General features: G+C 67.6%; 24 protein-coding genes and 1 tRNA gene. 16 read left to right on the top strand and 9 right to left on the bottom strand.

The features are described 5' to 3' along the window. Window positions 1–71: 71 nt before the first annotated feature. Complete coding sequence (locus NGM10_RS14095; RefSeq protein ID WP_253479776.1) at window positions 72–1,091, top strand: NADP-dependent oxidoreductase; 1,020 nt, start codon at window positions 72–74, stop codon at window positions 1,089–1,091. 76 nt (window positions 1,092–1,167) lie between these two features. Here NGM10_RS14095 and NGM10_RS14090 read toward each other — a convergent pair whose 3' ends face one another. Continuing rightward, window positions 1,168–1,395, bottom strand: coding sequence for a hypothetical protein (locus NGM10_RS14090; protein WP_253479775.1), 228 nt, complete (start codon window positions 1,393–1,395; stop codon window positions 1,168–1,170). A 166-nt stretch (window positions 1,396–1,561) separates the two neighbouring features. Between NGM10_RS14090 and NGM10_RS14085 the strand changes: the two genes are divergently transcribed. From NGM10_RS14085 to rqcH, 7 genes are all read left to right on the top strand, one after another. Next, a complete protein-coding gene (locus tag NGM10_RS14085; protein WP_253479774.1) occupies window positions 1,562–2,146 on the top strand; it encodes a thymidine kinase in 585 nt (194 codons plus the stop codon). A 64-nt stretch (window positions 2,147–2,210) separates the two neighbouring features. Beyond that, a complete protein-coding gene (locus tag NGM10_RS14080; RefSeq protein ID WP_253479773.1) occupies window positions 2,211–2,864 on the top strand; it encodes a YIP1 family protein in 654 nt (217 codons plus the stop codon). A gap of 226 nt (window positions 2,865–3,090) precedes the next feature. After that, on the top strand, window positions 3,091–3,354 hold the full coding sequence (locus tag NGM10_RS14075) for a hypothetical protein (protein WP_253479772.1): 264 nt from the start codon (window positions 3,091–3,093) through the stop codon (window positions 3,352–3,354). A 222-nt stretch (window positions 3,355–3,576) separates the two neighbouring features. Continuing rightward, window positions 3,577–3,786, top strand: coding sequence for a hypothetical protein (locus NGM10_RS14070; RefSeq protein WP_253479771.1), 210 nt, complete (start codon window positions 3,577–3,579; stop codon window positions 3,784–3,786). Between the two features lie 75 nt (window positions 3,787–3,861). Continuing rightward, complete coding sequence (locus NGM10_RS14065) at window positions 3,862–5,904, top strand: DHH family phosphoesterase (protein ID WP_253479769.1); 2,043 nt, start codon at window positions 3,862–3,864, stop codon at window positions 5,902–5,904. Window positions 5,905–6,244: 340 nt separating this feature from the next. Further along, a complete protein-coding gene (locus NGM10_RS14060; RefSeq protein ID WP_253479767.1) occupies window positions 6,245–7,900 on the top strand; it encodes a tRNA uridine(34) 5-carboxymethylaminomethyl modification radical SAM/GNAT enzyme Elp3 in 1,656 nt (551 codons plus the stop codon). 481 nt (window positions 7,901–8,381) lie between these two features. Continuing rightward, window positions 8,382–10,490, top strand: a complete 2,109-nt coding sequence (gene rqcH / locus NGM10_RS14055; RefSeq protein WP_253479764.1) for a ribosome rescue protein RqcH — start codon at window positions 8,382–8,384, stop codon at window positions 10,488–10,490. 10 nt (window positions 10,491–10,500) lie between these two features. Here the strand turns inward: rqcH and NGM10_RS14050 are convergent, their stop codons facing one another. Beyond that, window positions 10,501–10,710 (bottom strand): hypothetical protein, encoded by a 210-nt coding sequence (locus tag NGM10_RS14050; protein WP_253479761.1) that lies wholly within the window; start codon window positions 10,708–10,710, stop codon window positions 10,501–10,503. An 86-nt stretch (window positions 10,711–10,796) separates the two neighbouring features. On the opposite strand from NGM10_RS14050, the gene NGM10_RS14045 reads away from it, so the two are divergent. Beyond that, on the top strand, window positions 10,797–11,468 hold the full coding sequence (locus NGM10_RS14045) for a DUF4013 domain-containing protein (RefSeq protein ID WP_253479758.1): 672 nt from the start codon (window positions 10,797–10,799) through the stop codon (window positions 11,466–11,468). 39 nt (window positions 11,469–11,507) lie between these two features. Beyond that, window positions 11,508–12,575 (top strand): mRNA surveillance protein pelota, encoded by a 1,068-nt coding sequence (locus tag NGM10_RS14040; RefSeq protein WP_253479755.1) that lies wholly within the window; start codon window positions 11,508–11,510, stop codon window positions 12,573–12,575. Between the two features lie 173 nt (window positions 12,576–12,748). Here NGM10_RS14040 and NGM10_RS14035 read toward each other — a convergent pair whose 3' ends face one another. After that, window positions 12,749–13,531, bottom strand: a complete 783-nt coding sequence (locus NGM10_RS14035) for an MBL fold metallo-hydrolase (RefSeq protein WP_253479753.1) — start codon at window positions 13,529–13,531, stop codon at window positions 12,749–12,751. A gap of 91 nt (window positions 13,532–13,622) precedes the next feature. On the opposite strand from NGM10_RS14035, the gene NGM10_RS14030 reads away from it, so the two are divergent. Together NGM10_RS14030 and NGM10_RS14025 are read left to right on the top strand one after the other, a co-directional pair. Beyond that, window positions 13,623–14,426: a GIDE domain-containing protein gene (locus NGM10_RS14030; RefSeq protein ID WP_253479751.1), complete on the top strand. Its 804-nt coding sequence runs from the start codon at window positions 13,623–13,625 to the stop codon at window positions 14,424–14,426. A gap of 319 nt (window positions 14,427–14,745) precedes the next feature. Beyond that, window positions 14,746–17,544 (top strand): ATP-dependent helicase, encoded by a 2,799-nt coding sequence (locus tag NGM10_RS14025; protein ID WP_253479749.1) that lies wholly within the window; start codon window positions 14,746–14,748, stop codon window positions 17,542–17,544. A gap of 21 nt (window positions 17,545–17,565) precedes the next feature. On the opposite strand, the gene NGM10_RS14020 is transcribed toward NGM10_RS14025, so the two are convergent. The 4 genes from NGM10_RS14020 to NGM10_RS14005 all read right to left on the bottom strand — a co-directional run bounded on the left by NGM10_RS14020 (window position 17,566) and on the right by NGM10_RS14005 (window position 20,982). Continuing rightward, window positions 17,566–17,952 (bottom strand): hypothetical protein, encoded by a 387-nt coding sequence (locus tag NGM10_RS14020; RefSeq protein ID WP_253479747.1) that lies wholly within the window; start codon window positions 17,950–17,952, stop codon window positions 17,566–17,568. Window positions 17,953–18,145: 193 nt separating this feature from the next. Next, entirely contained in the window at window positions 18,146–19,024 is an 879-nt protein-coding gene (locus NGM10_RS14015; protein WP_253479746.1) for a hypothetical protein, read from the bottom strand. A gap of 103 nt (window positions 19,025–19,127) precedes the next feature. Further along, complete coding sequence (locus NGM10_RS14010) at window positions 19,128–19,823, bottom strand: hypothetical protein (protein WP_253479744.1); 696 nt, start codon at window positions 19,821–19,823, stop codon at window positions 19,128–19,130. A gap of 94 nt (window positions 19,824–19,917) precedes the next feature. Then, a complete protein-coding gene (locus NGM10_RS14005) occupies window positions 19,918–20,982 on the bottom strand; it encodes a M20/M25/M40 family metallo-hydrolase (RefSeq protein ID WP_253479743.1) in 1,065 nt (354 codons plus the stop codon). A gap of 110 nt (window positions 20,983–21,092) precedes the next feature. Between NGM10_RS14005 and NGM10_RS14000 the strand changes: the two genes are divergently transcribed. Then, entirely contained in the window at window positions 21,093–21,389 is a 297-nt protein-coding gene (locus tag NGM10_RS14000; RefSeq protein ID WP_253479740.1) for a hypothetical protein, read from the top strand. 49 nt (window positions 21,390–21,438) lie between these two features. Further along, entirely contained in the window at window positions 21,439–21,702 is a 264-nt protein-coding gene (locus NGM10_RS13995; protein ID WP_253479739.1) for a hypothetical protein, read from the top strand. Here NGM10_RS13995 and NGM10_RS13990 read toward each other — a convergent pair. Together NGM10_RS13990 and NGM10_RS13985 are read right to left on the bottom strand one after the other, a co-directional pair. Next, complete coding sequence (locus NGM10_RS13990) at window positions 21,699–23,537, bottom strand: adenine deaminase C-terminal domain-containing protein (protein ID WP_253479738.1); 1,839 nt, start codon at window positions 23,535–23,537, stop codon at window positions 21,699–21,701. The genes NGM10_RS13995 and NGM10_RS13990 overlap by 4 nt on opposite strands. Beyond that, the gene (locus tag NGM10_RS13985) at window positions 23,534–24,493 is read right to left on the bottom strand and encodes an MBL fold metallo-hydrolase (RefSeq protein ID WP_253479737.1); all 960 of its coding nucleotides are present in this window, start codon (window positions 24,491–24,493) and stop codon (window positions 23,534–23,536) included. Before NGM10_RS13985 ends, NGM10_RS13990 begins: the two co-directional genes overlap by 4 nt. Window positions 24,494–24,652: 159 nt before the next feature. Here NGM10_RS13985 and NGM10_RS13980 point away from each other — a divergent pair, with 159 nt between their 5' ends. Continuing rightward, window positions 24,653–24,886 (top strand): DUF7553 family protein, encoded by a 234-nt coding sequence (locus NGM10_RS13980; protein WP_253479736.1) that lies wholly within the window; start codon window positions 24,653–24,655, stop codon window positions 24,884–24,886. A gap of 67 nt (window positions 24,887–24,953) precedes the next feature. Beyond that, window positions 24,954–25,028: transfer RNA gene (locus tag NGM10_RS13975), tRNA-Val, on the top strand. Window positions 25,029–25,687 lie beyond the last annotated feature (659 nt).

Raw genomic sequence — 25,687 nt, 5'->3', positions numbered from 1 at the left:
CGGCCCTACCGGTTCCGCGCGTCCCTGCCGGTTCCGCAGGTTCCTTGCCCGCGGCGGCCCACGGGTCGACCATGCGCGAGACCAACCGCAAGTTCCTACTGGCGAATCGTCCCGACGGCAAGCCCGACCGCGACACCTTCGAACTGGCCGAGGAGGACGTACCCGAACCCGGACCCGGCGAGGTGCTGGTCCGGACGCGCTACCTCTCGGTCGACCCCTACATGCGGGGTCGGATGGACGCCCGGGAGTCGTACGCCGAACCGTGGGAGGTCGGCGAACCCCTCCGAGCGGGCGTGGTCGGCGAGGTCGTCGACTCGAACGGTGCCGACTTCGAGGCGGGCGACCTCGTTACCGGCAACCTCCAGTGGGCCGACTACGCGACCGCCCGGGGGAGCCAGCTTCAGCCCGTGAACCCCGACCTCGGGCCCGTCTCGACCGCGCTCGGCGTCCTCGGGATGCCGGGTCGGACCGCGTACTTCGGCACCCGCGAGGTCGCGCAGCCGAAGGCGGGCGACACCTTCGTCGTCACGGGCGCGGCGGGCGCGGTCGGGTCGGTCGCCGGGCAAATCGCGAAGCTGTCGGGCGCTCGCGTGGTCGGATTCGCGGGCTCCGATGAGAAGGTCGCGTTCCTCGAAGACGACCTCGGCTTCGACGCGGGTATCAACTACAAAGAGACCGACGACTACCGCGGCGCGCTCGACGAGGCCGCGCCCGGCGGGGTCGACAGCTACTTCGACAACGTCGGCGGCCCCATCACCGACGCGGTGTTCTCGAAGCTGAACGTCGACGCCAGGGTGGCGGTCTGCGGCCAGATATCGCTGTACAACGCCGAGGAGATTCCCACGGGACCCCGGAAGCTCCCCAAACTCATCGAGAGCCGAGCGCGCGTCGAGGGGTTCCTCGTCGGCGACTTCGCGCCCCGGTTCGAGGAGGCGACCCGGAAGCTCGCGGAGTGGGTCGAGTCGGGCGACGTGCAGTACCGCGAGACCGTCACCGAGGGACTGGAGAACGCTCCCGACGCCTTCCTCGGGCTGTTCGAGGGCGAGAACGTCGGCAAGCAGCTGGTGGCGGTCGGCGACTCCGAGGAGTAGTCCTCGCCGGACCTGCGCGGGTCCCCTCCGGACCGACGCGAGTCAGTCACGGACGAGTGGCTGCTCGGTCTGGGGTTCACCGCCGCGCCCCGGTCGGCGCGTGGGCCTCCACCGCTCCCGCGGGAAGCGACGGGTCGGAGTTGAGTCGGACGACGCCGCAGTCGAGGCAGAAGACCGTCTCGCCCGCCTCTCCGTCGACGCCGCTCGCTCCGCGACCGTCGACGGACTCCGGGGAGACGCGGAAGTGTCGCTCGACCGTGAGGTCGAGCGACCGACCGCAGTCGGAGCAGGAGGCCGCCCGCATACCGTTCCCATCGGCCGTCCGGACTTTCAGTATACGCTCCCTGTTGAGCGATAATCGGGGCGTACCGCGCCCTACTCCCGGAACCGAGAGGGGAGTCGCCGACCCGTTCCGACCATCGCGACCGAATCGGCAACAGTTTTGACGCAGGCTTGAGCGCACATCGGACATGCACAAGATAACGAACAGCGGGTGGGTCGAGGTCGTCACCGGGTGCATGTTCTCCGGGAAGACCGAGGAACTGCTCCGCAGGCTCCGGCGGGCCGAGATCGCCGGACAGGAGGTCGCGGTGTTCAAGCCCTCGCTCGACGACCGCTACGGCGAGGGGACCGTCGGCTCGCACAACGGCCGCCAGTGGGAGGCGACCGTGGTCGACCCCGACGAGGGCGTCTGGGAGATGGTCGACGAACTCAACGGCGAGCAGGTCGTCGCCATCGACGAGGCCAACTTCTTCACCGGGGAGCTGGTCGAGGTCTGCGAGTTCCTCGCCGACGACGACCGGCGGGTCATCGTCTCGGGCACCGACCAGACCTTCCGGGGCGAACCCTTCGAACCCCTGCCGCGGCTGGTCGCCCTCGCCGAGTACGTCGACAAGTATCAGGCCATCTGCGCCGAATGCGGCGAACCCGCGACCCGGAACCAGCGGCTCATCGACGGCGAACCCGCCCACGTCGACGACCCGACCATCATGGTCGGCGCGACCGAGTCCTACGAGGCGCGATGTCGCAACTGTCATACCCTCCGGACCGACTAGTCCGGACGTGATTCGACCGTGACGAAAGGGGTGTCTCGAACGTGACTCGGCGGGTGTCGCGAGCATGACTCAGTGGGTAGAGAACCCGACGGGCGGGCGCGACCGCGGCCCCGCCGCGGTCGCGCGCGCGTGGGTCGAGGTGCTCGTCCGCCCCCGCCGGTTCTTCGAGCGGGGGGTCGCGCCGGGCGACCAGGCCCCCGGACTCGTGTTCGCCATGGCTGTCGTCCTCGTCGAGGAGGCGACCCGGTTCGCGCTAGTCCCCGGTGCGGCCCCCTCGTTCGGCGGTCGGCCCGCGCTCTCGGCGCTGTTCGGCCTCGCGCTGGCGACCCTGTTCGTCGCGCCCGCGGTCCTCCACCTGACCGCCGCGGTCCAGACCGTGCTCCTGATTCTGACGGTCCCCGACCGCGGGGGCATCAGCGAGACGGTGCAGGTCGTCGCCTACGCCACCGCGCCGTGCGTGTTCGCCGGGATTCCGAGTCCCACGGTTCGGGCGGTTTGTGCGATCTACGGTGCGATTCTGTTCGTTATCGGCCTCCGGGTCGTCCACGACACCTCGTCCCTCCGGGCGCTGGTCGCCGGGGCAATCCCTGCAACGCTGGTGTTCGGGTACGCCTTCCGCGGGGTCGCGGCGTTCGAGGAGGTCGTGATTCTGCGCGGGAGCGAGGTGTGCGTTCGTATCGCGGAACTGGGTTTTCAGGGCTGTCTTCCGCTGATTTGATTTTTCGGGGTGTGTTTCGGCCGACTACACAAACCACAGGGTGGGAACGAAAGGGGCCGCCCGCTCGCGTCCACTTTAGTCGTCTCCGGCGGCTCTATTCGGCGCGGGAAGTGCGGAGAGCGCCGAATATCCGCCGGAGCGACCGCGAGCGGGCGGGGGCTTTCTGAGATACCACAACACCCGGTTCACCAGCCCCTATAAGTCGCGAGCGGTTCTACTCTGATACATGCTCAATCTCATCGTCGAGGACTTCATGGTCGAACTCAAGGACGGAGCCATCCGGAACGTCGGTCCCTCGAACAAGACCGGGACCGCGAAACTGTTCGACGTGGAGTCGGCCGAGGCCCGCGAGTTCGGCGACAAGCGCGTGAAAATCGTCTGCGAGGACGACGAGGGCAACGAGGTGCAGGTCGCGCTGTTCCCCGAGCAGGTGCGGGAGATTGCGACGGACATCGAGGCGCTGGAGGACGACAGTCCCGTCTTCGAGTGAGAGCGGGATTTTTCGGGGGAGATTCCTCGGGAAGAGAGACGGAGTCGTGACTGCGTAGAAAGCGCCCGGCTCCTTTCGGTCCCACCCGGTAGATGATTCACCGGCCGGATTCTGCCGGATGTTCCACCTGCCGGTTCCCCGGTGGATTGCGTCGTCGAGCGCGACTTATCGAACGCCAGTCCCGGAGAACTTTCAAGGACGTTCGGGTCGGTTCTAGAGAAGATGCAACCAGACGAACCCCGCAAGGCCGACCACTTCCGCCACGGCGAGGGCACCGACGAGATCGTCTTCGTGGTCGAGGAGGGCCGGGTGCTGGCGGTTCGGGAGTACGAGAGCGTCGAGGACTTCGAGCGAGCCGTCGAGGACGCCGAGTTCGTGGGCACCCACGAGGGCGTCGCCGACCTGCCGGGGGTCGACGCGTTTCGGGAGTAGTCCACAAATTCCACGGTGAGGCCAGACCTGTTTCGACAACAGTTTTAGGCCGGGGCTATTTTGCTCGCGTATAAGATGGGTTCGTGCATCATTTGCGGGACTCCTGCCGACGGCGCTATCTGCGAGAGCCACCAGCAGGACGTCCTCTTCGAGTTTACCGGCGATTCGCCCGAACAGCTGACGCCGGGACGGTATTACAAGGGAACGGTCGACGGCTTCGCCGAGTTCGGCGTCTTCGTCGACATCGGCGACCGCGTCACCGGTCTCCTCCACAAGAGCGAACTGGACCGACGCCTCGACTCCCTCGACTGGGACGAGGGCGAGGTCGTCTACGTCCAAGTGACCGGCGTTCGAGACAACGGCAACGTCGACCTCGGCTGGTCGCTTCGCCAGTCCGAGCGCGAGTTCCGGGGCAAGCTCCTCGACGACCCCGAGCGCGGGGCCGTCCTCCCCGACGAGGCCGACGAGGCCGACGACCCCGGGGGAGACGACGGAGACGACGCCGACGACGGGAGCCAGCAGGCGACGACCGACGGCGCGGGCGCGAGCGCCGCGACCGAGGCGGCCGAATCGGCCGAGCCAGAAGTCGATTCTGACCCCGAACCCGCCCGCGTGCAGGTCGCGACGCTGAGCGACCGCGTGAACGAGACGGTCCGAATCGAGGGCGAGGTCGTCGGCGCGCGCCAGACCTCCGGCCCGACGGTCTTCGAGGTCCGCGACGAGACCGCGACGGTCGACTGCGCCGCGTTCGTCGAGGCGGGCGTCCGGGCCTACCCCGAGGTGGACACCGGCGACTTCGTTCGACTCGACGGCGTGGTCGAACTCCGCCACAACGAACTGCAGGTCGAGACCGAGGAACTGGAGAAGCTGGCGGGCGACGAGCGCGAAGCGGTCGAGACCCGGCTCGAAGACGCCCTGCGCGCCGAGGCCCGCCCCGACGACGTGGAGCTGCTGGCCGACCACGACGCGGTGGCCGCGGTCCACGAGCGCGTCCGCGACGCCGCCGAGACGATTCGGCGGGCCGTGATGGAGTCCCGGCCTGTCATCGTGCGCCACAACGCGACCGCCGACGGCTACGTCGCGGGCGCGGCAATCGAGCGCGCGGTCCTGCCGCTGGTGCGGGACGAGCACGCCAAGAGCGACGCCGAGTACCACTACTTCGACCGGCGACCGCTCGAAGGCGGCGACTACGACATGGCCGACGCGACCAAGGACGTCACCCAGATGCTCGACAACCGCGAGCGCCACGACGAGAAGCTCCCCCTGTTCGTCCTCGTGGCCGCGGGCAGCACCGACGAGTCCCGCGACGGCCTCGAACTGCTCGACATCTACGACGCCCCCCGGGTCACCATCGACGCGGGCTACCCCGACGAGGGCGTCGCCGACCTCGCCGACGTGGCGGTCAACCCCCACCTCGAAGGCGAGGCGGGCGACGACGTGACCGCGGGCGTGCTCGGCGCGAACGTCGCGGCCCACGTCAACCCCGACGTGCGCGGCGGCGTCGCCCACCTCCCGGCGGTCAGCTACTGGGCGGACGGCCCCGAGGACTACGTCGACCTCGCCGCCGAGGCGGGCTACGACGACGACCACACCGACGCGCTGCGCGAGGCGGTCGCGCTCGAAGCCTTCTATCAGGCCTACGAGGACAAGCGCGAGCTCGTCACCGACCTCCTGTTCGAACACGAGAAGCGCGACCTCGCCGAGCACGTCGCCGAGCAGTTCCGCCAGAAGCTCGGGACCGAACTCGACACCGTCGAGCCGAACCTCTCGGTCCGGGGCGCGAACGGCGTCTCGTTCACGGTGCTGGACGCCGAGGCGTTCACCCACCGCTTCGACTTCCCGCCGACCGGCCTCCTGCTCGACGAGGTCCACCGCCGGGGCATCGGCGCCGACGGGGCCGCCGACGACCACGTCACGCTCGGCGTGGACGAGGACGAGGTCCACATCCGGAGCGGCGGCCGCGTGGACGCCCGAGAAATCGCCGAGGCGGCGCGCGAGGACGCCGAGAACGCGGGCATCGCCGCGACGGGCACCCGCGACGGCTCCATCGAGTTCCTCGTGGGCGAGAAGGAGGCCGCCGTCGACGCCGTCGTGGACGCCATCGGCGAACGGCTGTAAGTCGGGTTTTTCGGCGCTTCGGTGCGGGTCGGTTCGGGTCGCTCTTTTCCGCGAACCGCGGTTTCGTGTGTAGTCACTAGTCCACCGCGAGGTGGGACTGAAAGGGGCCGCCTTCTCCGCGAACCCCGGCGACGTAAGCACTGGAGGGAGCGAAGCGACCGAAGCGCGCAACGAGCCGCGGGAGCGGAGAAGGCGGGGGCTTTCTCCGACTTGGTCGCTGATACGGTCCTCTCCGTGCTGTCTTCGAAACCCTCGACTGCCGGTGGTTCGATTCGCCGAAAGTGTCTCCCGGACGCGTAGACGACACCCTTATCCCGCCCAACCGACCAGATACACACCAATGAGTACCGAGACGCCGGACGCCACCGAGACCGAGGCGTTCGAGCGGGTCTGCGAGGAACTGGTCGAGCGCATCCTCGCGGGCGAAATCGAGCGCGACGACCTCGAAAGCGAGAAGCTGTCGGTCTGCTCGGAGCACTCCGCGCCGAAGGTGCCGAAGAACTCCGAACTGCTGGATTACGCCCCAGACGAGCGCAGGGAGGACTTACAGGAGGTGCTCCAGCGCAAGCCCGTCCGGACCGCGTCGGGCGTCTCGCCGGTCGCCATCATGACGAGCCCCCACCAGTGCCCGCACGGCAAGTGCCTCTACTGTCCCGGCGGGCCGGGCTCGGAGTTCTCCTCCTCACAGAGCTACACCGGCCACGAGCCCGCGGCGGCCCGAGGGGTCCAGAACGACTACGACCCCTACGGGCAGGTGACCCTGCGGTTGGAGCAACTGCGCGAAATCGGCCACCCCGTCGACAAGGTCGAACTCATCCTGATGGGCGGGACGATGACGGCTCGCTCCCACGACTATCAGGAGTGGTTCGTCAAGCGCGCGCTGGAGGCGATGAACGACTACGACACCGGGAAGGAGCCCGAGCCCGCCGAGGACGAGAGCTTCGCGCAGGACCACGACGACTACGAGTTCCGGTATCTGGAGGACGTGATCGCCGAGAACGAGACCAACGACGTGCGGAACATCGGCACCACGTTCGAGACCAAGCCCGACTGGTGTGACCCCGAGCAGATAGACCGGATGCTCGACCTCGGGGGCACGAAGGTCGAGGTCGGCGTCCAGACCACCTACGAGCGCATCAACCGCGAGATGCACCGGGGCCACGGCGCGCAGGCGTCCATCGACGCGAACCAGCGTCTCAGGGACGCCGCGTTCAAGGTCGGATTCCACATGATGCCCGGCCAGCCCGGCATGTCAAAGGAGATGTGTCTGGAGGACTTCCGGCGGCTGTTCGAGGACGAGAAGTGGCGGCCCGACTACCTCAAAATCTATCCCACCCTCGTCGTCCGGGGCACCGCGACCTACGACTGGTGGCACCGCGACGAGTACGAACCGCTTCGCAACGAGGAGGCCGCCGAGCTGGTCGCCGAGATCAAGTCGATGATTCCGAAGTACACCCGGCTCCAGCGCGTCCAGCGCGACATCCCCGCCGACTTCATCGACGCCGGGGTGTGGAAGTCGAACCTCCGCCAGCTCGCTCGCCAGCGGATGGACGACCACGGCTGGACCTGCGACTGCATCCGGTGTCGGGAGGTCGGGATGAACGACGAGGACCCAGAGAACGTCGAACTCGACGTGCTGACCTACGAGGCCGCCGGGGGGACCGAACACTTCATCAGCTACGAGGACCCCGACAAGGACCTTCTGGTGGGGTTCTGTCGCCTGCGCTTCCCCGGAAATCCGGTGCGCCGGGAGCTGGAGAACGCGGCGTTGGTGCGCGAACTCCACGTCTACGGCCCGATGGTGGAGGTAGGGAACGAATCGCGCGACTGGCAACACAAGGGGTACGGCCGGAAGCTCCTCCGGAAGGCCGAGGAGATGGCCGCCGACGCGGGCTACGACAAGGTCAGCGTCATCTCGGGCATCGGCGCGCGCGAGTACTACCGAGAGAAGCTGGGGTACCATCAGGACGGTCCCTACGTGAGCAAGCGGCTGTAGAGGAGACGAAATACATGCGGTGAGACCATCGAAGCTATCTAGCTCCCTCCGTCACCTGTGAGACCGCACCACATCCTCCCCAACCGACTGCGGTCCTCGGTCGTCACCCCTGTTCCTCCCTGCGGTCCTCGTCCCTCGCACGAGAAGTCGAATCCGCGAAGCGGATTCGACGTTCCGCGCGCCGGGCCGGAAGCGTAGATGCGCGATACGCGGAACGAGTTCGGCTGTGGCGCGCGGAATCGCGGCCCGCAGTTTGGGCCGCGATTCTCGTGCGAGGGACGAGCGACCGAGCGGAGCGAGGGAGTGAGGAGGTTGGGGAGGACGTGGTGCGGGCTCATAGGTGACGGCGATAGCTAGCTACACGTCGATTTCCCTCCCGAAGGTCCGACTTCACGAATCTCACCGAATAGCAGAATCCCCTCCACCATCCGAGTCCCACCGTAGCGATACGCCTTTCCCCGGCGACAGAAAACACGTAGGCATGGACCAGAAGCGGGAGCTGTCGAGCATCGACCTCGCGGCCGTGGTCGCGGAACTCGGGGCCTACGAGGGCGCGAAGCTCGACAAGGCGTACCTCTACGACGACGACTTCATCCGGCTGAAGATGCGCGACTTCGACCGCGGTCGGGTCGAACTCCTCGTGGAGGTCGGCGAGAACAAGCGCGCTCACGTCGCCGCGCCCGAGAACGTCCCGGACGCGCCGGGACGGCCACCGAACTTCGCGATGATGCTCCGCAATCGGCTGTCGGGAGCCGACTTCGCGGGCGTCGAGCAGTACGGCTTCGACCGCATCCTCCAGTTCCACTTCGAGCGCGACGACGAGGACACCACCATCGTCGCCGAGCTGTTCGGGCAGGGCAACGTCGCGGTGCTCGACGAAAATCGGGAGGTCGTCGATTCGCTCGACACCGTCCGGCTCAAGTCCCGGACCGTCGCGCCGGGCAGCCGGTACGAGTTCCCCGACGAGCGCGTGAACCCCCTCGAAATCGACTACGAGGTGCTGGTCGCCCACATGGAGGAGTCGGACACCGACATCGTTCGGACGCTCGCGACCCAGCTCAACTTCGGCGGGCTGTACGCCGAGGAGGTCTGCACCCGCGCGGGCGTCGAGAAGGGCAAGGACATCGCCGACGCCGACGAGAGCGACTACGAGGCGGTCTACGACGCCATCCAGCGGCTGGCCGAACCGGTCCGCGCCGCGGAGTTCGACCCCCGCGTGTATCGGGAGGACGGCCGCCTCGTGGACGTGACGCCCGTCCCGCTGGAGGAGTACGGCGACCTCGAAGCCGAAGGGTTCGACACCTTCAACGAGGCGGTGGACTTCTACTTCGCGAACGTCGACTTCGAGGGCGACGACCCCGGCGACGGGGAGGTCGGCGACCAGCGCCCCGACTTCGAGGCAGAGATACAGAAGCAAAAGCGCATCATCGAACAGCAGGAGGGAGCCATCGAGGGGTTCGAGGAGCAGGCAGAGGCCGAACGCGAGAAGGCCGAGCTCCTCTACGCCCACTACGGGCTCGCCGACGAGATACTGACCACCGTGCGGAACGCCCTCGACGAGGGCACCTCGTGGGAGGAGATAGAAGCGCGGTTCGAGGAGGGTGCCGAGCGGGGCATCGACGCCGCCGAGGCCGTCCGGGGCGTGAACCCCGAGGCGGGGACCGTCACGGTCGAACTCGACGGGACGCCGGTCGAACTCGACGCCGAGACGGGGGTCGAGAAGAACGCAGACCGCCTCTACACCGAGGCCAAGCGCATCGAGGAGAAGAAGGAGGGCGCGCTCGCGGCCATCGAGGACACCCGCGAGCAGTTGGAGGAGGTGAAGCGCCGCAAGGCCGAGTGGGAGGCCGACCCCGACGAGGGCGAGGACGGAGACGACGAGGAGGAGGCCGAGGACGTAGACTGGCTCAACGAGCCATCCATCCCCATCCGAAAGCAGGAGCAGTGGTACGAGCGGTTCAGGTGGTTCCGGACCTCCGACGGCTTCCTCGTCATCGGCGGCCGGAACGCCGACCAGAACGAGGAACTCGTTCAGAAGTACATGGACGGCAACGACCTGTTCTTCCACGCGCAGGCTCACGGCGGCCCCGTGACGATTCTCAAGACCTCCGACCCGAGCGAGCCCTCGCGGGACGTCGAGGTCCCCGACGCGAGCAAGCGCGAGGCCGCCCAGTTCGCGGTCTCCTACTCGTCGGTCTGGAAGGACAATCGGTTCGCTGGCGACGCCTACATGGTGACCCCCGACCAGGTGAGCAAGACGCCCGAGAGCGGCGAGTACTTGGAGAAGGGCGGGTTCGCCATCCGCGGCGACCGGACCTACTTCCGGGACGTGGAGGTCGGCGTCGCGGTCGGAATCGCGTGCGAACCACACACCCGCGTCCTCGGGGGGCCGCCCGCCGCCGTGGTCCCGCAGGTCGAGACCCACGTCGAGGTCGAACCCGGCCGGTTCGCCCAGAACGACACCGCGAAGCGAATCTACCGACAGTTCCGCGAGCGGTTCGCCGACACCTCGTTCGTCCGGAAGGTCGCGAGCGCCGACCTCATCCAGGAGTTCCTGCCGCCGGGCGGGAGCCGAATCGAGGACGAGTAGCGGTCGGGACTCAGGGCGCGAGCGCTCGGATGGTCTCCCCGCCGGTGACGAGCAGGTCGAGCGCGACGAACGCGACGAGGACCGCGGTCAGGGCGGCGAGGACGCCGCCCCTCGACCGGAACACGACGTTCATCGCGCCGTCGCCGTCGGTATCGACGCCGAGCGTCCAGCGACCGTCGCCTGTCGAGGAATCGGACTTCTCTTCGGATTTCGTCGTCATGTATTGTTCTCGGTCCGATAGAGGAAATAAGCGTTTTGGCGGGACGAGCGCCCAGCTATTACGGTCCTCGGTCTCGTACCGGAGGTATGCTCCGCGACGCGCTGACTTACCCGGCCCGGGGCGACGAGGGGACCCTGCTGGTCGGGGTCGCCCTCGCGCTGGCGGTCGGTCTGCTCGCCCGTCTCGGCGTCTTCGCCCCCCTCGCGGCGATTCCCGCGGTCCTGCTCGCGGGCCACGCGACGGCCGTCCTCCGGGCGAGCATCGAGGGCGGGGAGGCCGCCGACGCACCGCCGGGGTTCGCCGACCCGCGAGCGCTCGCGGCCGACGGCCTGCGAGCGCTCGCCGTCGCGGTCGGCTACCTCCTCGCACCGGGGGTCGCGCTCGCGGTCACGGTCGGTGGGCGACTCGCGGGCGAGTCGCCCGCCTCCGCCGGGTCGGCGCTTGTCGTCTACGCCGGGGGGACGGTCGTCCTCCTCGCGTCGCTGTCGTTCGCGTACCTCCTGCCCGCGGCGCTTGTCGGGGTGGCCCGCCGACGGACCGTCCGCGCGGGACTCGACCCCGCCGGTGTCCGGCGAATCGCGACCGACGCCGGGTACTTCGTGGGGTGGGTCTCGGCGCTGGGGGTCGCGGCCGTCGCGGCGGCGCTCGCGAGCGCCGCCGCGACGGCCGGGCGACCCGGCGAGGTGGCCGGGCTCGTCGTGGCGGCCTACGCGCTGGTCGCGGTCGCTCGGCTGATCGGTCGCTCGGTGGCACGGTGAATAGCAGGGCACTTACCACCTCAGCACGGACCGTCTCGTATGCGAATCCAGAGCCGCCAGCGCGTCGAGGGCGGCGGCGAGCGCATCACGCTCGTCCCCGAGAGCCTCGACGACCTGTGGCACCTCACGTACGTCCTCGAACCCGGCGACCTCGTCTCGGGCGACACCACCCGGCGCATCCAGCGCAACGACGACCAGATGCGCGACACCGGCGGCGAGCGCGAACACCTGTGGGTCGCCGTCGAAGTCGAGGACGTGGAGTTCCACAAGTTCGCCAACCGTCTCCGGGTCGGGGGGACCATCGCCGACTGCTCGCGGGAGGACCAGCTCGGCCAGCACCACACCCTCAACGTCGAGGAGACCAAGGAGATAGCAATCGAGAAGCACTGGAAGCCCGACCAGCTCGACCGGCTCGAAGAGGCCGAGGAGGCCACCGACAACCCCGACGTCGCCATCGTCACGGTCGAGGAGGGTCAGGCCCACATCCACACGGTCGCCCAGTACGGCACCGAGGAGTACGCCGAGTTCTCGGGCACGACCGGCAAGGGCGAGTACGCCCGCGACCGCGACGAACTGTTCGCGGAGGTGGCCGACGCGCTCGGTCACCTCGACACCGACGCCATCGTGCTCGCGGGACCGGGGTTCACGAAGCAGGACGCCTACGACTACATCGCCGACGAGGCCCCCGAACTGACCGAGAAGATTACGACCGTCGACACCAGCGCGGTCGGCGACCGTGGCGTCCACGAGGTGCTCAAGCGCGGCGCGGTCGAGGAGGTCCAGAAGGAGACCCGCATCGCCGAGGAGGCCGAACTCATCGACGACCTCACCCAGCGCATCGGCGAGGGCGCGAAGGTCGCCTACGGCGTCGAGCAGGTGAAGAAGGCCGCCGACTACGGTGCCATCGAACACCTCCTGATACTCGACGAGCGACTGCGAGAGGAGCGCTCAGGCGAGGGCGAGTGGGACCTCGACGTCAACGACCTCGTCACGTCGGTCGAGCAGAAGGGCGGGGACGTGACCGTCTTCTCCAGCGAGTTCGCGCCCGGCGACCAGCTCTCGGGGTTCGGCGGCGTCGCCGCGCTCCTGCGATACCGGCTGGAGTAGACCACTCGGCCGAAAATCGCCCGCGGCGCGGGCGATTTTCGGCCGGGTCGCTCGACCGTTCGACGCTCCGCAAATCCTCCGCGCCGCCGACTCCTTCGAAGGAACTCGAACTCTCAGAGTTCGACCGTCCGGGGGTCGTCATCAACGCTGAGGATTTGCGGATGTGTCTCGCTTCAAAGCTCGACAGTCCGCAAATCCTCCGCGAACCGAACGTCGCCGTCGTACACCGTCCCGATGGAGTCGAGCATCTCCTCGTGGCGGCCCTCGGTGTGGGGGTAAAGGTGGGTGAGGAACACCCGGCCGATATCTGCGCCGGAGTCGGCGAGCGCCCGCCCGAGTTGGGTCGGCGTCGGGTGGTTGTCCACGTCCACCTCGTCGGGGAACGAGCAGTCGTGGGCCAACACCTCACAGCCGTCGGCGAAGTTCGCCAGCCCCTCGAACGCCTCGCTGTCGGCCCCGAAGACGAATCCACCGCGGGACGAGGTCCCGCGAGCCTCCGAGTTGGACTCGGAGACCTCGCCGAACCGGTAGGCCAGACACGGCATCGAGTGGCGTGTCTCGAAGGCCTCGACCTCGAAGCCAGCGACCTCGAACGCGTGTTCGCCGACCTCGCGGACCCGGAGGTCCATCCGGTCCTGCAGGTAGTCGTGAACGTCGAGCAGACCGTCGAGGAGGTCCTTCGTGCCCGCGGGACCGACGACTTCGAGGTGCTCCTCGCCCGCCAGCCACCGGGCCTTGAGCAGGGCCATCAGGTCCGAGACGTGGTCGAGGTGGTGGTGGGTCAGCAGGACCGACGAGACCGCCTCGTAGCCGACGCCCGACTGCTGGAGGCGGTGGAGCACGCCGCTCCCGCAGTCGACGAGGAGTCGGCGGCCGTCGTCCTCCAGCAGGACGCCGGTCTGGTAGCGCTCGCCGGTCGGCATCGCGCTTCCGGTGCCGAGGAACGTGACGCGCATGTGCGAAAGGCGCGGTCCGAGCGGTAAAACGGCTTCGGGCGCGACCCAATCGGCACTTATTCCGTCCCGGGATACATATCCGAGGTCGAACATGCCCTCCGAATCCCTCCCGTGGGGCGTCCTCGCGCTCGCCGCGGTCGGCGTCGGTGCGTGGTTCTGCTACCGCGGGTGGACGCTCCACAGACAGCGAAAGCTGATGGAGAACACGCCCACCGACGACGTCTGGCACCTCGACCTCGGTCCCGCCGAGATTACCGGCACCGCCAACGCAATCGACGGCGAGACCCTGCGCGCGCCGTTCACCGAGGAGTCGTGTCTCGCCGCCGAGTGGGAGATAGAGGAGTGGGACGAGAGCGGCAAGCACTCCGGCTGGGAGACCGTTGGGAGCGGGACCGTCTCGGTCTCGGCGTTCGAGGTCGAGGACGAGACTGGGACCATCACCGTCCGGCCGGAGGGCGCGGAGTTCGACATCGACGAACACGCCGAGGAGACCATCGAGGTCGGCGGGCCCGACGACCCGCCCGAACCCGTCCGGGAGTTCCTCGCCTCCGACGCGACCCCGGGCGCGTCGAGCCAGCCGCTCATCGAGGCGCTCGACTGGGGCCAGCAACACGGCGACCGCAAGTACCACCAGCACCTCCTGAAACCCAGCGAGGAGGCGTACGTCTACGGCACGGTCCACCCCCGCGACGACTGGGAGGCCCCGACTCGCCCCGAGCACATGGAGATACGGAAGGCCGACGAGCGCGCCGAACCGATGTTCCTCGTCTCGGACCGCCCGCAGGACGAGCTCGTGCGCTCGCGGACGGTCGGCCTGTGGCGGATTCCGGTCGGCGTCGTCCTCGCGGCGTTGGGTGGGTGGATGCTCCTCGCGGGGCTCGGAATCGGGGTCTGAGGCGGGGCGAAACAAACCAGTCTGGTCGGGTCGGGTTTATATTAACGGTGGTTCCGGAACTCACCATCAGAACCGGGATAGTTGTCTTCCAGCGGCCGAATACACGTTCGCTACGTGGCAAAGTTTTAAATATCGAATCTAGTGGTGAATACTCCCGACCACCGGGCCGACCAATCCGGGAGGCGCAGCCGAATGCGACTACCGAGCGTTCCGTCCGGCGCGCCTCGCGCGAGGCGCGCCGGACGCAAAGAACGCGCCCGATTTCACTTTCACTCTACGAGCCAAACCGTCTTGTGCGCCCGGTCCCAAGGAGGGCCAAATGGGAGCGCGCGAGCTGCTGGCGCGCGGAGAGTACGACTTCGACCCCGATACCGTCGAACTCGACGACGCCGAGGTACTGGAGTCGCTCGAACCCGAGGTCAGGGAGTGGTGGGTCTCCGAGTTCGGCGAGTACGTCCCCGAGAACGGCGGTTTCTTCACCCCGCCCCAGAAGGAGGCCATCCCGCTCGTCCGGGACCGGACCAACGCCCTCGTGGCGTCGCCGACCGGGAGCGGGAAGACGCTGGCGTCGTTCACGGCCATCCTCAACGAACTGTTCCGGCGAGAACGCGAGCAGGACGACGGGCTGGACAACTCCGTGTACTGCCTCTACGTCTCGCCGCTCAAGTCGCTGGCCAACGACATCCACCGGAATCTGGCGGTCCCACTCTCGGGCATCGCCGAGCGGGCCGACGGCGACCCCGAGATTCGACACGCCATCCGGCACGGCGACACCGACGACAGCGAGCGCCGCAAGATGCTGGAGGAGACGCCCCACATCCTCAACACGACGCCAGAGACGCTGGCCATCCTGCTGAACTCCCCGAAGTTCAAGGAGAAGCTGAAGACCGTCGAGTACGTCGTCGTCGACGAGATACACAGCCTCGCCGACGGCAAGCGGGGCACCCACCTCGCGGTGAGTCTGGAGCGACTGGAGAACGTGGTCGAGTCGCCGCCGACCCGCATCGGGTGTTCGGCGACCGTGGAACCGCTGGAAGACATCGCGGAGTTCCTCGTGGGTCGGCGGTCGGGCAAAGCGGATGGAGCCGACGAACCGGTCGGGGCGGGCGAGCGCCCGCCCCGACCGCCCCGCGACTGCGAAATCGTCGACACCCGGTTCGTCCGGGAGTTCGACATCGAGTTGCAGTGCCCCACCGACGACCTCGTCCACACGCCCCGCGAGGTGGTCAACGAGCGGTTCTACGACCAACTCCACGACCTCGTGGGGGACCACACCAACACCCTCGTGTTCACGAACACCCGGTCGGGGGCCGAGCGCGTCCTCCACAATCTCCGGGAGGGCTACGACGCCTACGACGAGGACAACTCGGGGTGTCACCACGGGAGCCTCTCGAAGGAGGCCCGCCAGTCCATCGAGGCCGACCTCAAGGACGGGAGCCTCGACGTGGTGACGACCTCCACGAGCCTCGAACTCGGCATCGACATGCCCCACGTCGACCTCGTGGTGCAGGTGGGCTCGCCCAAGTCGGTGGCCTCGCTCCTCCAGCGCGTGGGGCGGGCGGGCCACCAGCTCGGCCAGACCGTCACCGGCCGCGTCATCGCCCTCGACCGCGACGAACTCGTCGAGTGCGCCGTGATGCTCAAGAAGGCAAAAGAGGGGTTCGTCGACCGCGTGTTCGTCCCCGAGGAGGCCTACGACGTGGCGGCCCAGCACGTCTACGGGATGGCGATAAACGACGTGCGCCCCGAACGCGAGGTCCGCGAGACGTTGCGGCGGGCCTACCCCTACCGGAACTTCTCCGACGACCAGTTCGAGACCCTCTTTCGGTACCTCACCTCGGACTACGAGGGGCTCGAAGACAAGAACGTCTACGCGAAGATATGGCGCGACGAGAACGACCCGCCCGACGGCGAGTACCACTACCCCGAGTACGAGGTGGGCGAACCCCTGCTCGGCAAGCGCGGCAGGCTCGCGCGGGTCATCTACATGACCAACATCGGCACGATTCCGGACTCGTTCACCTGCGACGTGTTCACCCGCGCCGACGACGAGTGGGTCGGCGACCTCGACGAGTCCTATCTCGACACCCTGGAGAAGGGCGACGTGTTCGTCCTCGGCGGCCAGAACTTCGAGTTCCGGTATCGCCGGGGGTCGAAGGTGTACGCCGACCGGACGAGCGCCCGGCCCACGGTCCCCTCGTGGTTCTCCGAGCGCCTGCCCCTCTCGTACGACCTCGGCAGGAGCATCCTCGAATTCCAGAGCGACCTCCTCGAACGCTTCCGCAAGCGGGGTAGGCCCGCGGTCAGGGTGTGGCTCCGGGAGTTCCCGCTCGACGAGAACAGCGTCCGGGCCATCGCCCGGATGTTCGACGAGCAGGTCCGGTACGCCGGACCCGAGAGCGTCAGCACCGACTCGCGGCTCGCGGTCGAGGTCGAACTCGACCGCGAGGAGTACGAGCGCCACTACTACGTCCACTCGAACTACGGCCGGAAGTTCAACGACGGCCTCTCGCGGGTGGTGGCCTACCGGTGTGCCAACGCCGCCAACACCAACGTCTCGGTCGCGGTCGCCGACAACGGCTTTACGGTGTCGATGCCGCTCAATCGGAAGGTCGACGTGGCCGAAATCCTGCGGGATATCTCCCCGGGGGACGTTCGGAGCGACCTCCGGGCGGCGCTGTCGGGCACCGAACTCCTCCAGCGGTACTTCCGCATCAACGCCACCCGGTCGCTGATGATACTCAAGCGCTACAAGGGCTACGAGAAGTCGGCAAGCGAGCAACAGGTCTCCAGCGAGATGCTACTCGGGTTCGCCGAGGACCTAGAGGACTTCGCGGTCATCGAGGAGACGTATCGGGAGATAATCGAGGACAAGCTCGCGATCTCGGCCATCGAGGCGGTGCTGGCCGACGTTCGGGCCGCGGAGATCGAGGTGGTCCAGAACCGGGTAGACTCCCCCTCACCGAAGGCGTTCGGTCTCGCAACTCTGATGGCCAGCGACGTGGTGCTGGCCGAGGACGAGAGCGCCGTCCTCCGGGAATTCCACGAACGCGTGCTGGAGGAGATCGGCGACGACTACGAGTACGACACGGGCGGCGGGGTGTCGGCGGCCGAGTGAGAGGAGGTGGGACGACGAGACCTACTCCCGGAGGACGCGCTTCAGTTTCGAGAACTCCGTCCCGGGGATGCGATAGAGGCCGTTTCGGTTCTCCACTACGGATTGCCGTTCGAGGTGACGTAAAGCGGGATAGACCACACCCATGGGGAGGTCGAGCCACTGCGTGAGCTCGCTCGGAGTCAACCACGCCGACTCGGATTCGAGTTCCGCTCTGACGCGCTGGAGGAACAGCGCGGTGGCGACTCGCTTGCGCGGCGGTAGTTCCTCGAACGGCTCTTTGAAGAAGACAGTGTAACTACCGTCTTCGCCTTCGGTCACGAGGGCCGCGTGATTCGATAGCAAATCGGCGACTTCCCCTGCACTCGTACCGTTGTGGTGGACGAGCGAACTCTCGTGTAATGCACTCATACGCTACTCCCTCGTTCAGCAGACGGGTCTCTCTGGTTGCTGTCTCGGGTCCAATCCGGACTTACTACCACTCGTTGTATAAACTTTTCCTCATCTACCGGCGTCATAATCCTGTCCCTGATAATCCCGTGCCATCCGTTCGCGACTCGCTCCGTTTCGTTTCCACCCGCAGTCGGTCGGGGTTCGCAAAGACTCATTCCCCGTCACCCGTGGACGGTGCCATCGTCGAGTCGAGCAACTCTTTCTCTGCCGCGGTAAACTGGTCGTCTACGTTATCGTTCGCGTCCGCGCCAGCGGGGCCGTCCGACTCGGAATCGGTTGCTCCCTGAGTCGTTTCGTCCAAGAAGTCGAGTTCGACCTCTCGGTCCTGCTGGCTGATGACTTCGAGGTAGTACTCGATGACCATGTACTTCGCGACGTCCCTGCTGAACTCGCTCCCGCGATTGGAGAATATCCCTGCGGTGACGAGCGAAACGGCGACGAGATAGGGGAACGTCCAGAACGGAATCGCGGTCGGAAACACGTCGACAGCGGTGAGTATCGCGTAGATTCCGAACCAGCTCGCCAGCAGAACCATCGTCGCGGCCATACCACGCATCGAGAGATACAGCGCCTGCAGGCGGAGCGCTCGCGTCCTGGAAGTCGCTTCGAGTTTCGCGAGTATCAGTTTGTGTAGCCTGTTCCAGTCCGTGAAATCCGATTCGAGACCGAATTCGGCTCTGAAGGTCTCGATGAAGTACGCGTCCAGCGTACTGATGTTGATTTCCGACTTCGGTTCGGGAGTGCCGGTTTTGCCGCTTGAATCGGCTCGCTCATCGACCTTCTTGATATGATTCGCGAAGTCCTGACCGGACGACTGCACGATTCCCCCGAGTGCTTGAACGAACAGTCCGACGGCGAACGAGGAGACGAGGAGGACCAGCAGACTGCCGACTTCCACTTCGACGAATAGTCCGTCGATTCCGACGTAGGGGAAGAGCAGACCGATTACGAGCACTGCACCGGGAAGAAAATTGGCGAAGATGTCGTAGAGGTTGAAGTTCGCGTACCGTTGCTCCTGAGAGACACCCATCGAGAGATAGTTCTCCCCGACACTATAAAAATTTTAGAATCTTATATGTGAGTATATAGTTCGGGAAGGCAGTGTCTCACGGAGAACGTGATACTCCCCCGACTCACTCCTCGTCCGTCTCGCCGCTTTCGGAGTCGCCCGAATCCTCACCGGAACTTTCGGCCTCCGTCGCGGTTTCGGCCGCCTCCTCCATCTGGTCTGCGGTCCGCTCGCCGCCCTCCTGAATCTGCTCGGCCGCCTGCTCGCCGCTCTCCTCGACGCGCTCTGCGGCCTGCTCGCCACCCTCCTGAATCTGTTCGGCGACCCGTTCGCTCCCCTCTTGGATTCGCTCGGCCGCGGTTCCGGTGACGGTGGCCGTCCGCTGGGCGGTCGTCCCGGCCACCTGCCGGGTTCTTTCGGTCGCCCGCGTGACAATTTCGTCGGCCGAATCGGAGCGTCCCCGGAGCGCGTAGCCGAGACCGACGACGGCCCCGAGCACGAAGAGTCGGGGCAACACCCCGCGGCCCCGACCGCCTCGACGCCCTCCGGTTTCGGACATCGGTTCGGCTTCGGGAATCAGTTCGGCGGCCGTCTCCGCGACGCCGGTCGTCTCCCCGCGGCCCCCGAGGAGCGAACCGACGACTTGACCCACATCGATGACGACGTACGTCCCGGACAGCCGTCCGTGACGGCCGCCGGACGACCCTCTGCGGGTCCGTTCCGTCACGGCCCTGACCGCCCCCTGTATCGGGGTATCCCCGGCGTCGTCGTTCGATTCTCCGGTCGCTCGTCGGGCTACTCGTGTCAAGTTCGTACTCATAGGTCCCCCACGGTCACCAGTACGTCAAAACCGTGGAAAAGTGTTCTGGGCGACGTTTACGCCGGGAACGCGGCCGGGTAGCCGCCGGTCGGGCTCAAACGTCGACTCCGAATCCGTCGCGTCCGGCCGACCGCTCCGCGAAGGCCGCGAGCAGGTCGGCTGCCGCGTCGAGGTCAGCGGTGTCGATGACCTCGACCGGAGTGTGCATGTATCGGTTCGGCAGGCCGAGGTTCAGCGACGGGATGCCGCCCTGAGAGGTGTAGAAGGCATCGGCGTCCGTGCCGGTCGCCCGGCCTGCGGCCTGCAACTGGACCGGGAGATCGACCTCGTCGGCGGCCTCGCGGACGAGGGCGACGACCTCGGGATGGTTCGACGACCCGCGAGCGACCACCGGGCCGCCGCCGAGTTCGATCTCGCCGTGCTGGTCGCGCTCCTTGCTCAGGTCGGGGCTGTCGACCGCGTGGGTCACGTCGACCGCCACCGCGGCGTCGGCGTCGAGGTCGAATCCGACCATCTTCGCGCCCTGCTTGCCGAGTTCCTCCTGGACCGTGCTGACCGCGTACACCGTGGCGTCGACGTCGGACTCGGCCGCGCGGCGGGCCGCCTCGGCGGCGACCCAGATACCCACGCGGTTGTCCATGCCGCGGGCCGCCATCCGGCTCCCCTGCAACTCCCTGACGGGGGTGTCGAAGGTGATGGGGTCGCCCACGTCCACGAGCTCGCGGGCCTCGGCCTCGGTCTCGACTCCGATGTCGACGTGCTGTTCGGCGACATCTTCGACCTCGTCGGCGTCGGTGTCCCGGAGGTGGATGGCGGTCTGCCCGACCACGCCCGGGACCGCACCGCCCTCGGCGTGGATTTCGACGTGCTGGCCCTTCGAGACGGTGGGGTCCGAGCCGCCGACGCGCGAGAGCCGGACGAAGCCGTCCTCGTCGATGCCGTTGACCATCAGGCCGATCTCGTCGGCGTGGCCCGCGAACGCGACCGCGGGGTCGCCGCCCTCGATTACGGCGACAGCGTTGCCGTACTCGTCGGTTCGTACCTCGTCGGCGAACGCCGAGACGTAGTCGACCCAGACGCGCTGGACCTCGGCCTCGAACCCGGACGGGCTCGGTGTGGTTAGCAGATTGTCGAGAAACGCCCGCTGTGTGCCGTCCATACCACCACAACGCCATCCCGTGGTAATGAACGTCACGACTCGGAGCGGGAGCGTCTGTCGCTTTCGGTTCCGCCCCAACCGCTAAGTTCGCGCTCGGCGAAGTCCATCATATGGGAATCCTCGAGATACACTTCCACGATTCGGACTTCAGTTGGACCGTCAACCCCCGCGAGTCGGCGGGGTCGTCGCTGTCGCTCGGGTCCGGCGGGTCGTCCGGCGAGTCGTCGACCAATACTGAGTCCGAGGTGACACCGACCCAGGAGAAGACGCGAATGGTCGTCGCGCTCGTCGTGCTGATCGGCCTCGGTCTCGCCGTCGGCCGCCTGCGGGACCGCCGGGCGAAGGCGACCGCCGAAACCGAGCGAGAGCCGACGCGAGGTCGGCTCTCGCTGTCTCGGTCGAAGTGACCGGCGCGCCCACTACGCTTTTCGTCGGCCGCGTCGAACCGCCGGTGTCATGTCCGAGAACGTCTACTCCGTGTACCTCGTCCGGACCGCCGAGCAGGGCAACCGGGTCCGTGGCGGCGAGCGTCAGGTGACCTCGCCGGTCGAGGGCACCGAACTCGACTTCTACGAGTCGGGCGTGTGGCTGACCCGCGAGACGGGACGGAACTTCTTCCCCTACGAGCAGATTCGGACCATCCGCGAGCACCCGGAGGGTCGGCGCGACGAGGGCGAGCGCGAATCCGAAGGCGGTGCCGAGAGCGAGCGAGAGGACTAGGGTTCCAGCCCCACGATCTCGCGGTTCGGGATGTCGGCGTAGCCCGAAAACGAGAGTTTGAGCGTCGGGACCCCCGGGAACGTGAGCGTCTGGACCGCCAGCATCGGTCGCTCGACGTCCGCCCCGAGTCGCCCGAGGGCGTTCCCGACCGCGCTGTAGAGCTTCGCGGTCTCCTCGACTTCGAGGTCCGAGCAGATGCCCCCGACCCGGGTCGGGAGCTCCGCGACGACCTCGCCGCCGTCGGACCCGCTTCGCTCGCCCGAGGGGCCGCCGCTCGCTTCGCTCGCGGAGACCTCGTCCACGACGGCCCAGCCGCCGCCCATCTCCTCGACGCGCGCGACCGCGGCGCGCATCGTCTCGTCGGACGCGCCGACCGCGACCACGCCGGTGGTCTCCCAAGTGACGCTGGTGGCGACCGCACCGCGGTCGAGGCCGTAGCCCGTGAAGAAGCCGGTGAACCCGGTTCCACCGTCGGACTCGTCCGACGAGCCTCCGCTCGCTTCGCTCGCGGAGACGTCCCCCTCCGGGTGGCGGTCGAGCAGAGTCACCTTCAGGACATCGCGGTCCGGGTCGGCGAGGAGTTCGTCACCCTCGACCGCGGGGGAGACGGTCGTCTCGCCAGAGAGCAGGCCGCCCTGATACTCGATTGCCCGGACCTCGCCGTCGCTCGCGGCGTCGGCGGGCACCCGGAACTCCGCGGGGTCGGTTGAGACGTTCACCGAGTCGTAGAACCGGTCGGGGTACTCGTGGGTCCGGGGGGCGACCGTCGACTCGCCCTTGTTGTAGACGACCTCGCCGCCGCTGACGACGGTCGAGACGGTGACCTCTTCGAGGTCGTCGATGAGGACCACGTCGGCGACGCTCCCCGGCGAGAGCGAGCCGACGCCCTCGCGGTCGAGCCCGAAGTGGCGAGCGGGGTTGAGCGTCGCCATCCGGAGGGCGTCGACGGGTTCGACGCCCTCCTCGATGGCGCGCCTGACCACCGCGTCCATGTAGCCCACGTCGATGAGGTCGCCGGGCCACATGCCGTCGGACGAGAGCGAGAGTTCGGCGGCGTCGACTTCGGGGTAGGCGTCGCCGACGGCCTCCATGTCGTCGCGGATGGAGCCGTACCGGCCGATGGCGTGGATGCCGTTCTCGACGCGCTCGATTATCCCCTCGCCCGAGATGGCCTCGTGGTCGTCGTCGATTATCGTGGCGAAGGCCGCGAGCTTCTCGCCCGAACACCCCGCGGCGTGGCCCGAGACGGTCTTGCCCTCCTCGCGGGCGCGCTCGTAGAGCAGTTCGGCGGGCGTATCCCGGCCGACCGCGTGAATCCAGTCGGTCTCGCCCACGCCGACCACCCGGTCGTCGGCCAGCAGGTCGGCGAGGGCCTGCGCCTCCTCGTCGTCGGCCCGCCGGGGTTCGAAGGTGTCGAGCAGGGGCTGGGGCGGGACGGTCACCCGGACCCTGACGGGGAGGTATGACGTGGCGGCGAGCAGTTGCTCGACGCCCTCCGCGCCGAACGCCGGGCCGTAGCCCGTAACCTCCGAGACCACGGAGGTGGTGCCGTGCTCGACCGCGTAGTGGTACGCGCTCTCGAACGTCTGGTGGAGGTCGAGGTGGGTGTGGGCGTCGACGAAGCCCGGCGCGACCACGCGGTCGCTGGCGGTGATGACCCGCGTGTCGTCGCCGATGACGGGGTCGGCGCTTTCGGGGAGCGCGGCGACGCGGTCGTCGACGACGACCACGTCGCGGGCCTGGAACTCCCGGAGTTCCGGCAGGAAGACCCGGCCGCCAGAGATAACGAGGTCGGCCTCGGTCTCGCCGAGCGCCGCGGGCTGGAGGTCGTTCACGCCGTCACCTCCTCGTAGACGACGAGACCGCCGCGCTCGCGGGGTTCGACCTCGCCGCGGGCTTCGAGCACGTCGAGGTGGCCGACCGCCTCGCTCATCGCCGAGAAGTACTCGGTGGCTGGCAGGTCGTCGAACAGCCCCTCCATCACCTCGAACGCGGTCGTGGGACCGTCGACCAGCGTCTTCACGTTCTCGGTGCGCTCGTCGTGGGCCGCCAGAATCTCGGCGATGCGCGCGCTCGGGTCCTCTATCTCCTCGCGGTGGCCCGGCAGGAGGCGGTCGAACTCCCGGGCTCGGAGGCGTTCGAGCGAGCGATTGAACGCCGGGAGGACCCGCGGTCGCTCCTCGCCGCCCTCGCCCTCTGCGGGCGGCTGGAGCAGGGGGTTGGGCGTGATGTCGGCCAGCACCTGATCGCCGACGAGGGCGCGCTCGCCGCCGTCGGTCTCGAAGGTGAAGATGGTCTCGCCGGGGGCGTGGCCAGCGACGGACTCCGCTGTGAGGTCGAGGCCGTCCACCTCGACGGTCTCGCCGTCGTCGAGTTCCGCGTCGGTCTCGACGCTCGGCGCGACCGAGAGGAACGACTCGGGGAGGTCCGTGACCGTCTCGGCGGTCGAGCGGGCCATCCCGTGGCGCTCGAAGAAGTCGACGAAGAACGACTGCTCGTGGTCGAGTCGGGCCTCGAAGTCGGCGATTATCGCGGCGGTCGTCGGGCTGGCGACCACCCGCGCGCCCTCTTCGCGCAGACGGCGCGCGAGTCCGAAGTGGTCGGGGTGGGGGTGGGTCACCAGCACCTGCTCGACGTCGGCCGGTCCCAGCCCGCGGGCTTCGAGGCCATCGAGCAGGGCGGCCCACGCCTCCTCGCTTCCCGGTCCGGGGTCGACCAGCGTCGCCCCGGAGAGGTAGGCGTTGACCGGGCCGATCTGGAACGGCGTCGGTATCGAGAGCCGCGTGAACATACCCGAACTGTGACCGCCTGCCGATAAACCGCTTTTGACACGCGGCGCGAGCGGGGAGCGAAGGCGTTTGGCCGCCCGCTCGGGGAGCGTTCCGCCGCCGCCGCGGGGACAAAGCCTATATCTGACCTTTGCATAAGAACACGATGAGGTGAGAACGAGATGAACAAGCACTTCCGAGACGCGTGGTACTACGCACGGCGCGCCGGTGAGCACCTCTCGCGCGGTCTCCGCGAGGAACTCGACCCAGTCGAACGCCGCGTCCGGGCCGCGACTGGCCGCGAGAGGAAGGAATCGACCCGCGCCGAGAAGTGGCGCGCGCAACTGAAGGCCCGCGAACACGAGGTCGAGCGACGCGCCCGACGCGCGCTACGGCAGGCCCGCGACCGGGTGTGAGGCCGCCCCGTCCTTTTCGACCGTAAAGTAAGTCTTAAGTCCGGGAAGGAGGAAGGTCGGAGTGCGCGGGTCGGTAGTCTAGTCCGGTTATGACAGCTCCTTCACACGGAGCAGGTCGGCGGTTCGAATCCGCCCCGACCCATGATTTTCCTGCGAACTACGCCGCGAGCGCCTCGCACGAGGCGCTCGCTTCGCCGTGAGCAGGAAATCCGTTCGGCGCGGCGGATTCGAACCCTGCAAGTCGCACGCCCGGAAGCGCAGCGAAGCGAGCATCCCGGAACGTCTTGCTTTGGTGAGAACCCGCCCCGACCCACTTCTGACGGCGCAACGCGACGAGCGGAGCGAGGAGCCTGCGCCGTCGAATGGGCTTCGGAAGGATTCGAACCAGACGAGTCGCACGCCCGGAACGGCGCTTGCGCCGCACGCCCGGACCGTCTCGGCGAGGTTCGAATCCGCTTCGGCCCATGATTCTCCTGCGAATCATATCTCAATCGGCTTGTTCGTTCCCCTATCCGAAATGGAACCCCGAAAGAACAACAGAAATGCCAATTTATCAACTATGCCATTGTAGCAGGGGATGGGGGTTTCGTAGTACAGGGATGACGGCCGAAATCGAACTCCCAAGAGGAGCACGGAGAATATTCACTGAGAGGGGATATTAATGAGACACATAGTACAACGGACGGGCAGATCATGTGGTGCGGTTCGTTGGAGTGATGGGGCATGAACCGACGGAAACTCCTGCAAGCCGTTGGCGGTGCGAGTGCACTTGGGACGATCACAAAGTCGGTAGCTGCAGAC

This window comes from Halorussus salilacus (assembly GCF_024138125.1).
GTDB classification, from domain to species: domain Archaea; phylum Halobacteriota; class Halobacteria; order Halobacteriales; family Haladaptataceae; genus Halorussus; species Halorussus salilacus.
This window is presented reverse-complemented; position numbering and strand designations above follow the sequence as displayed.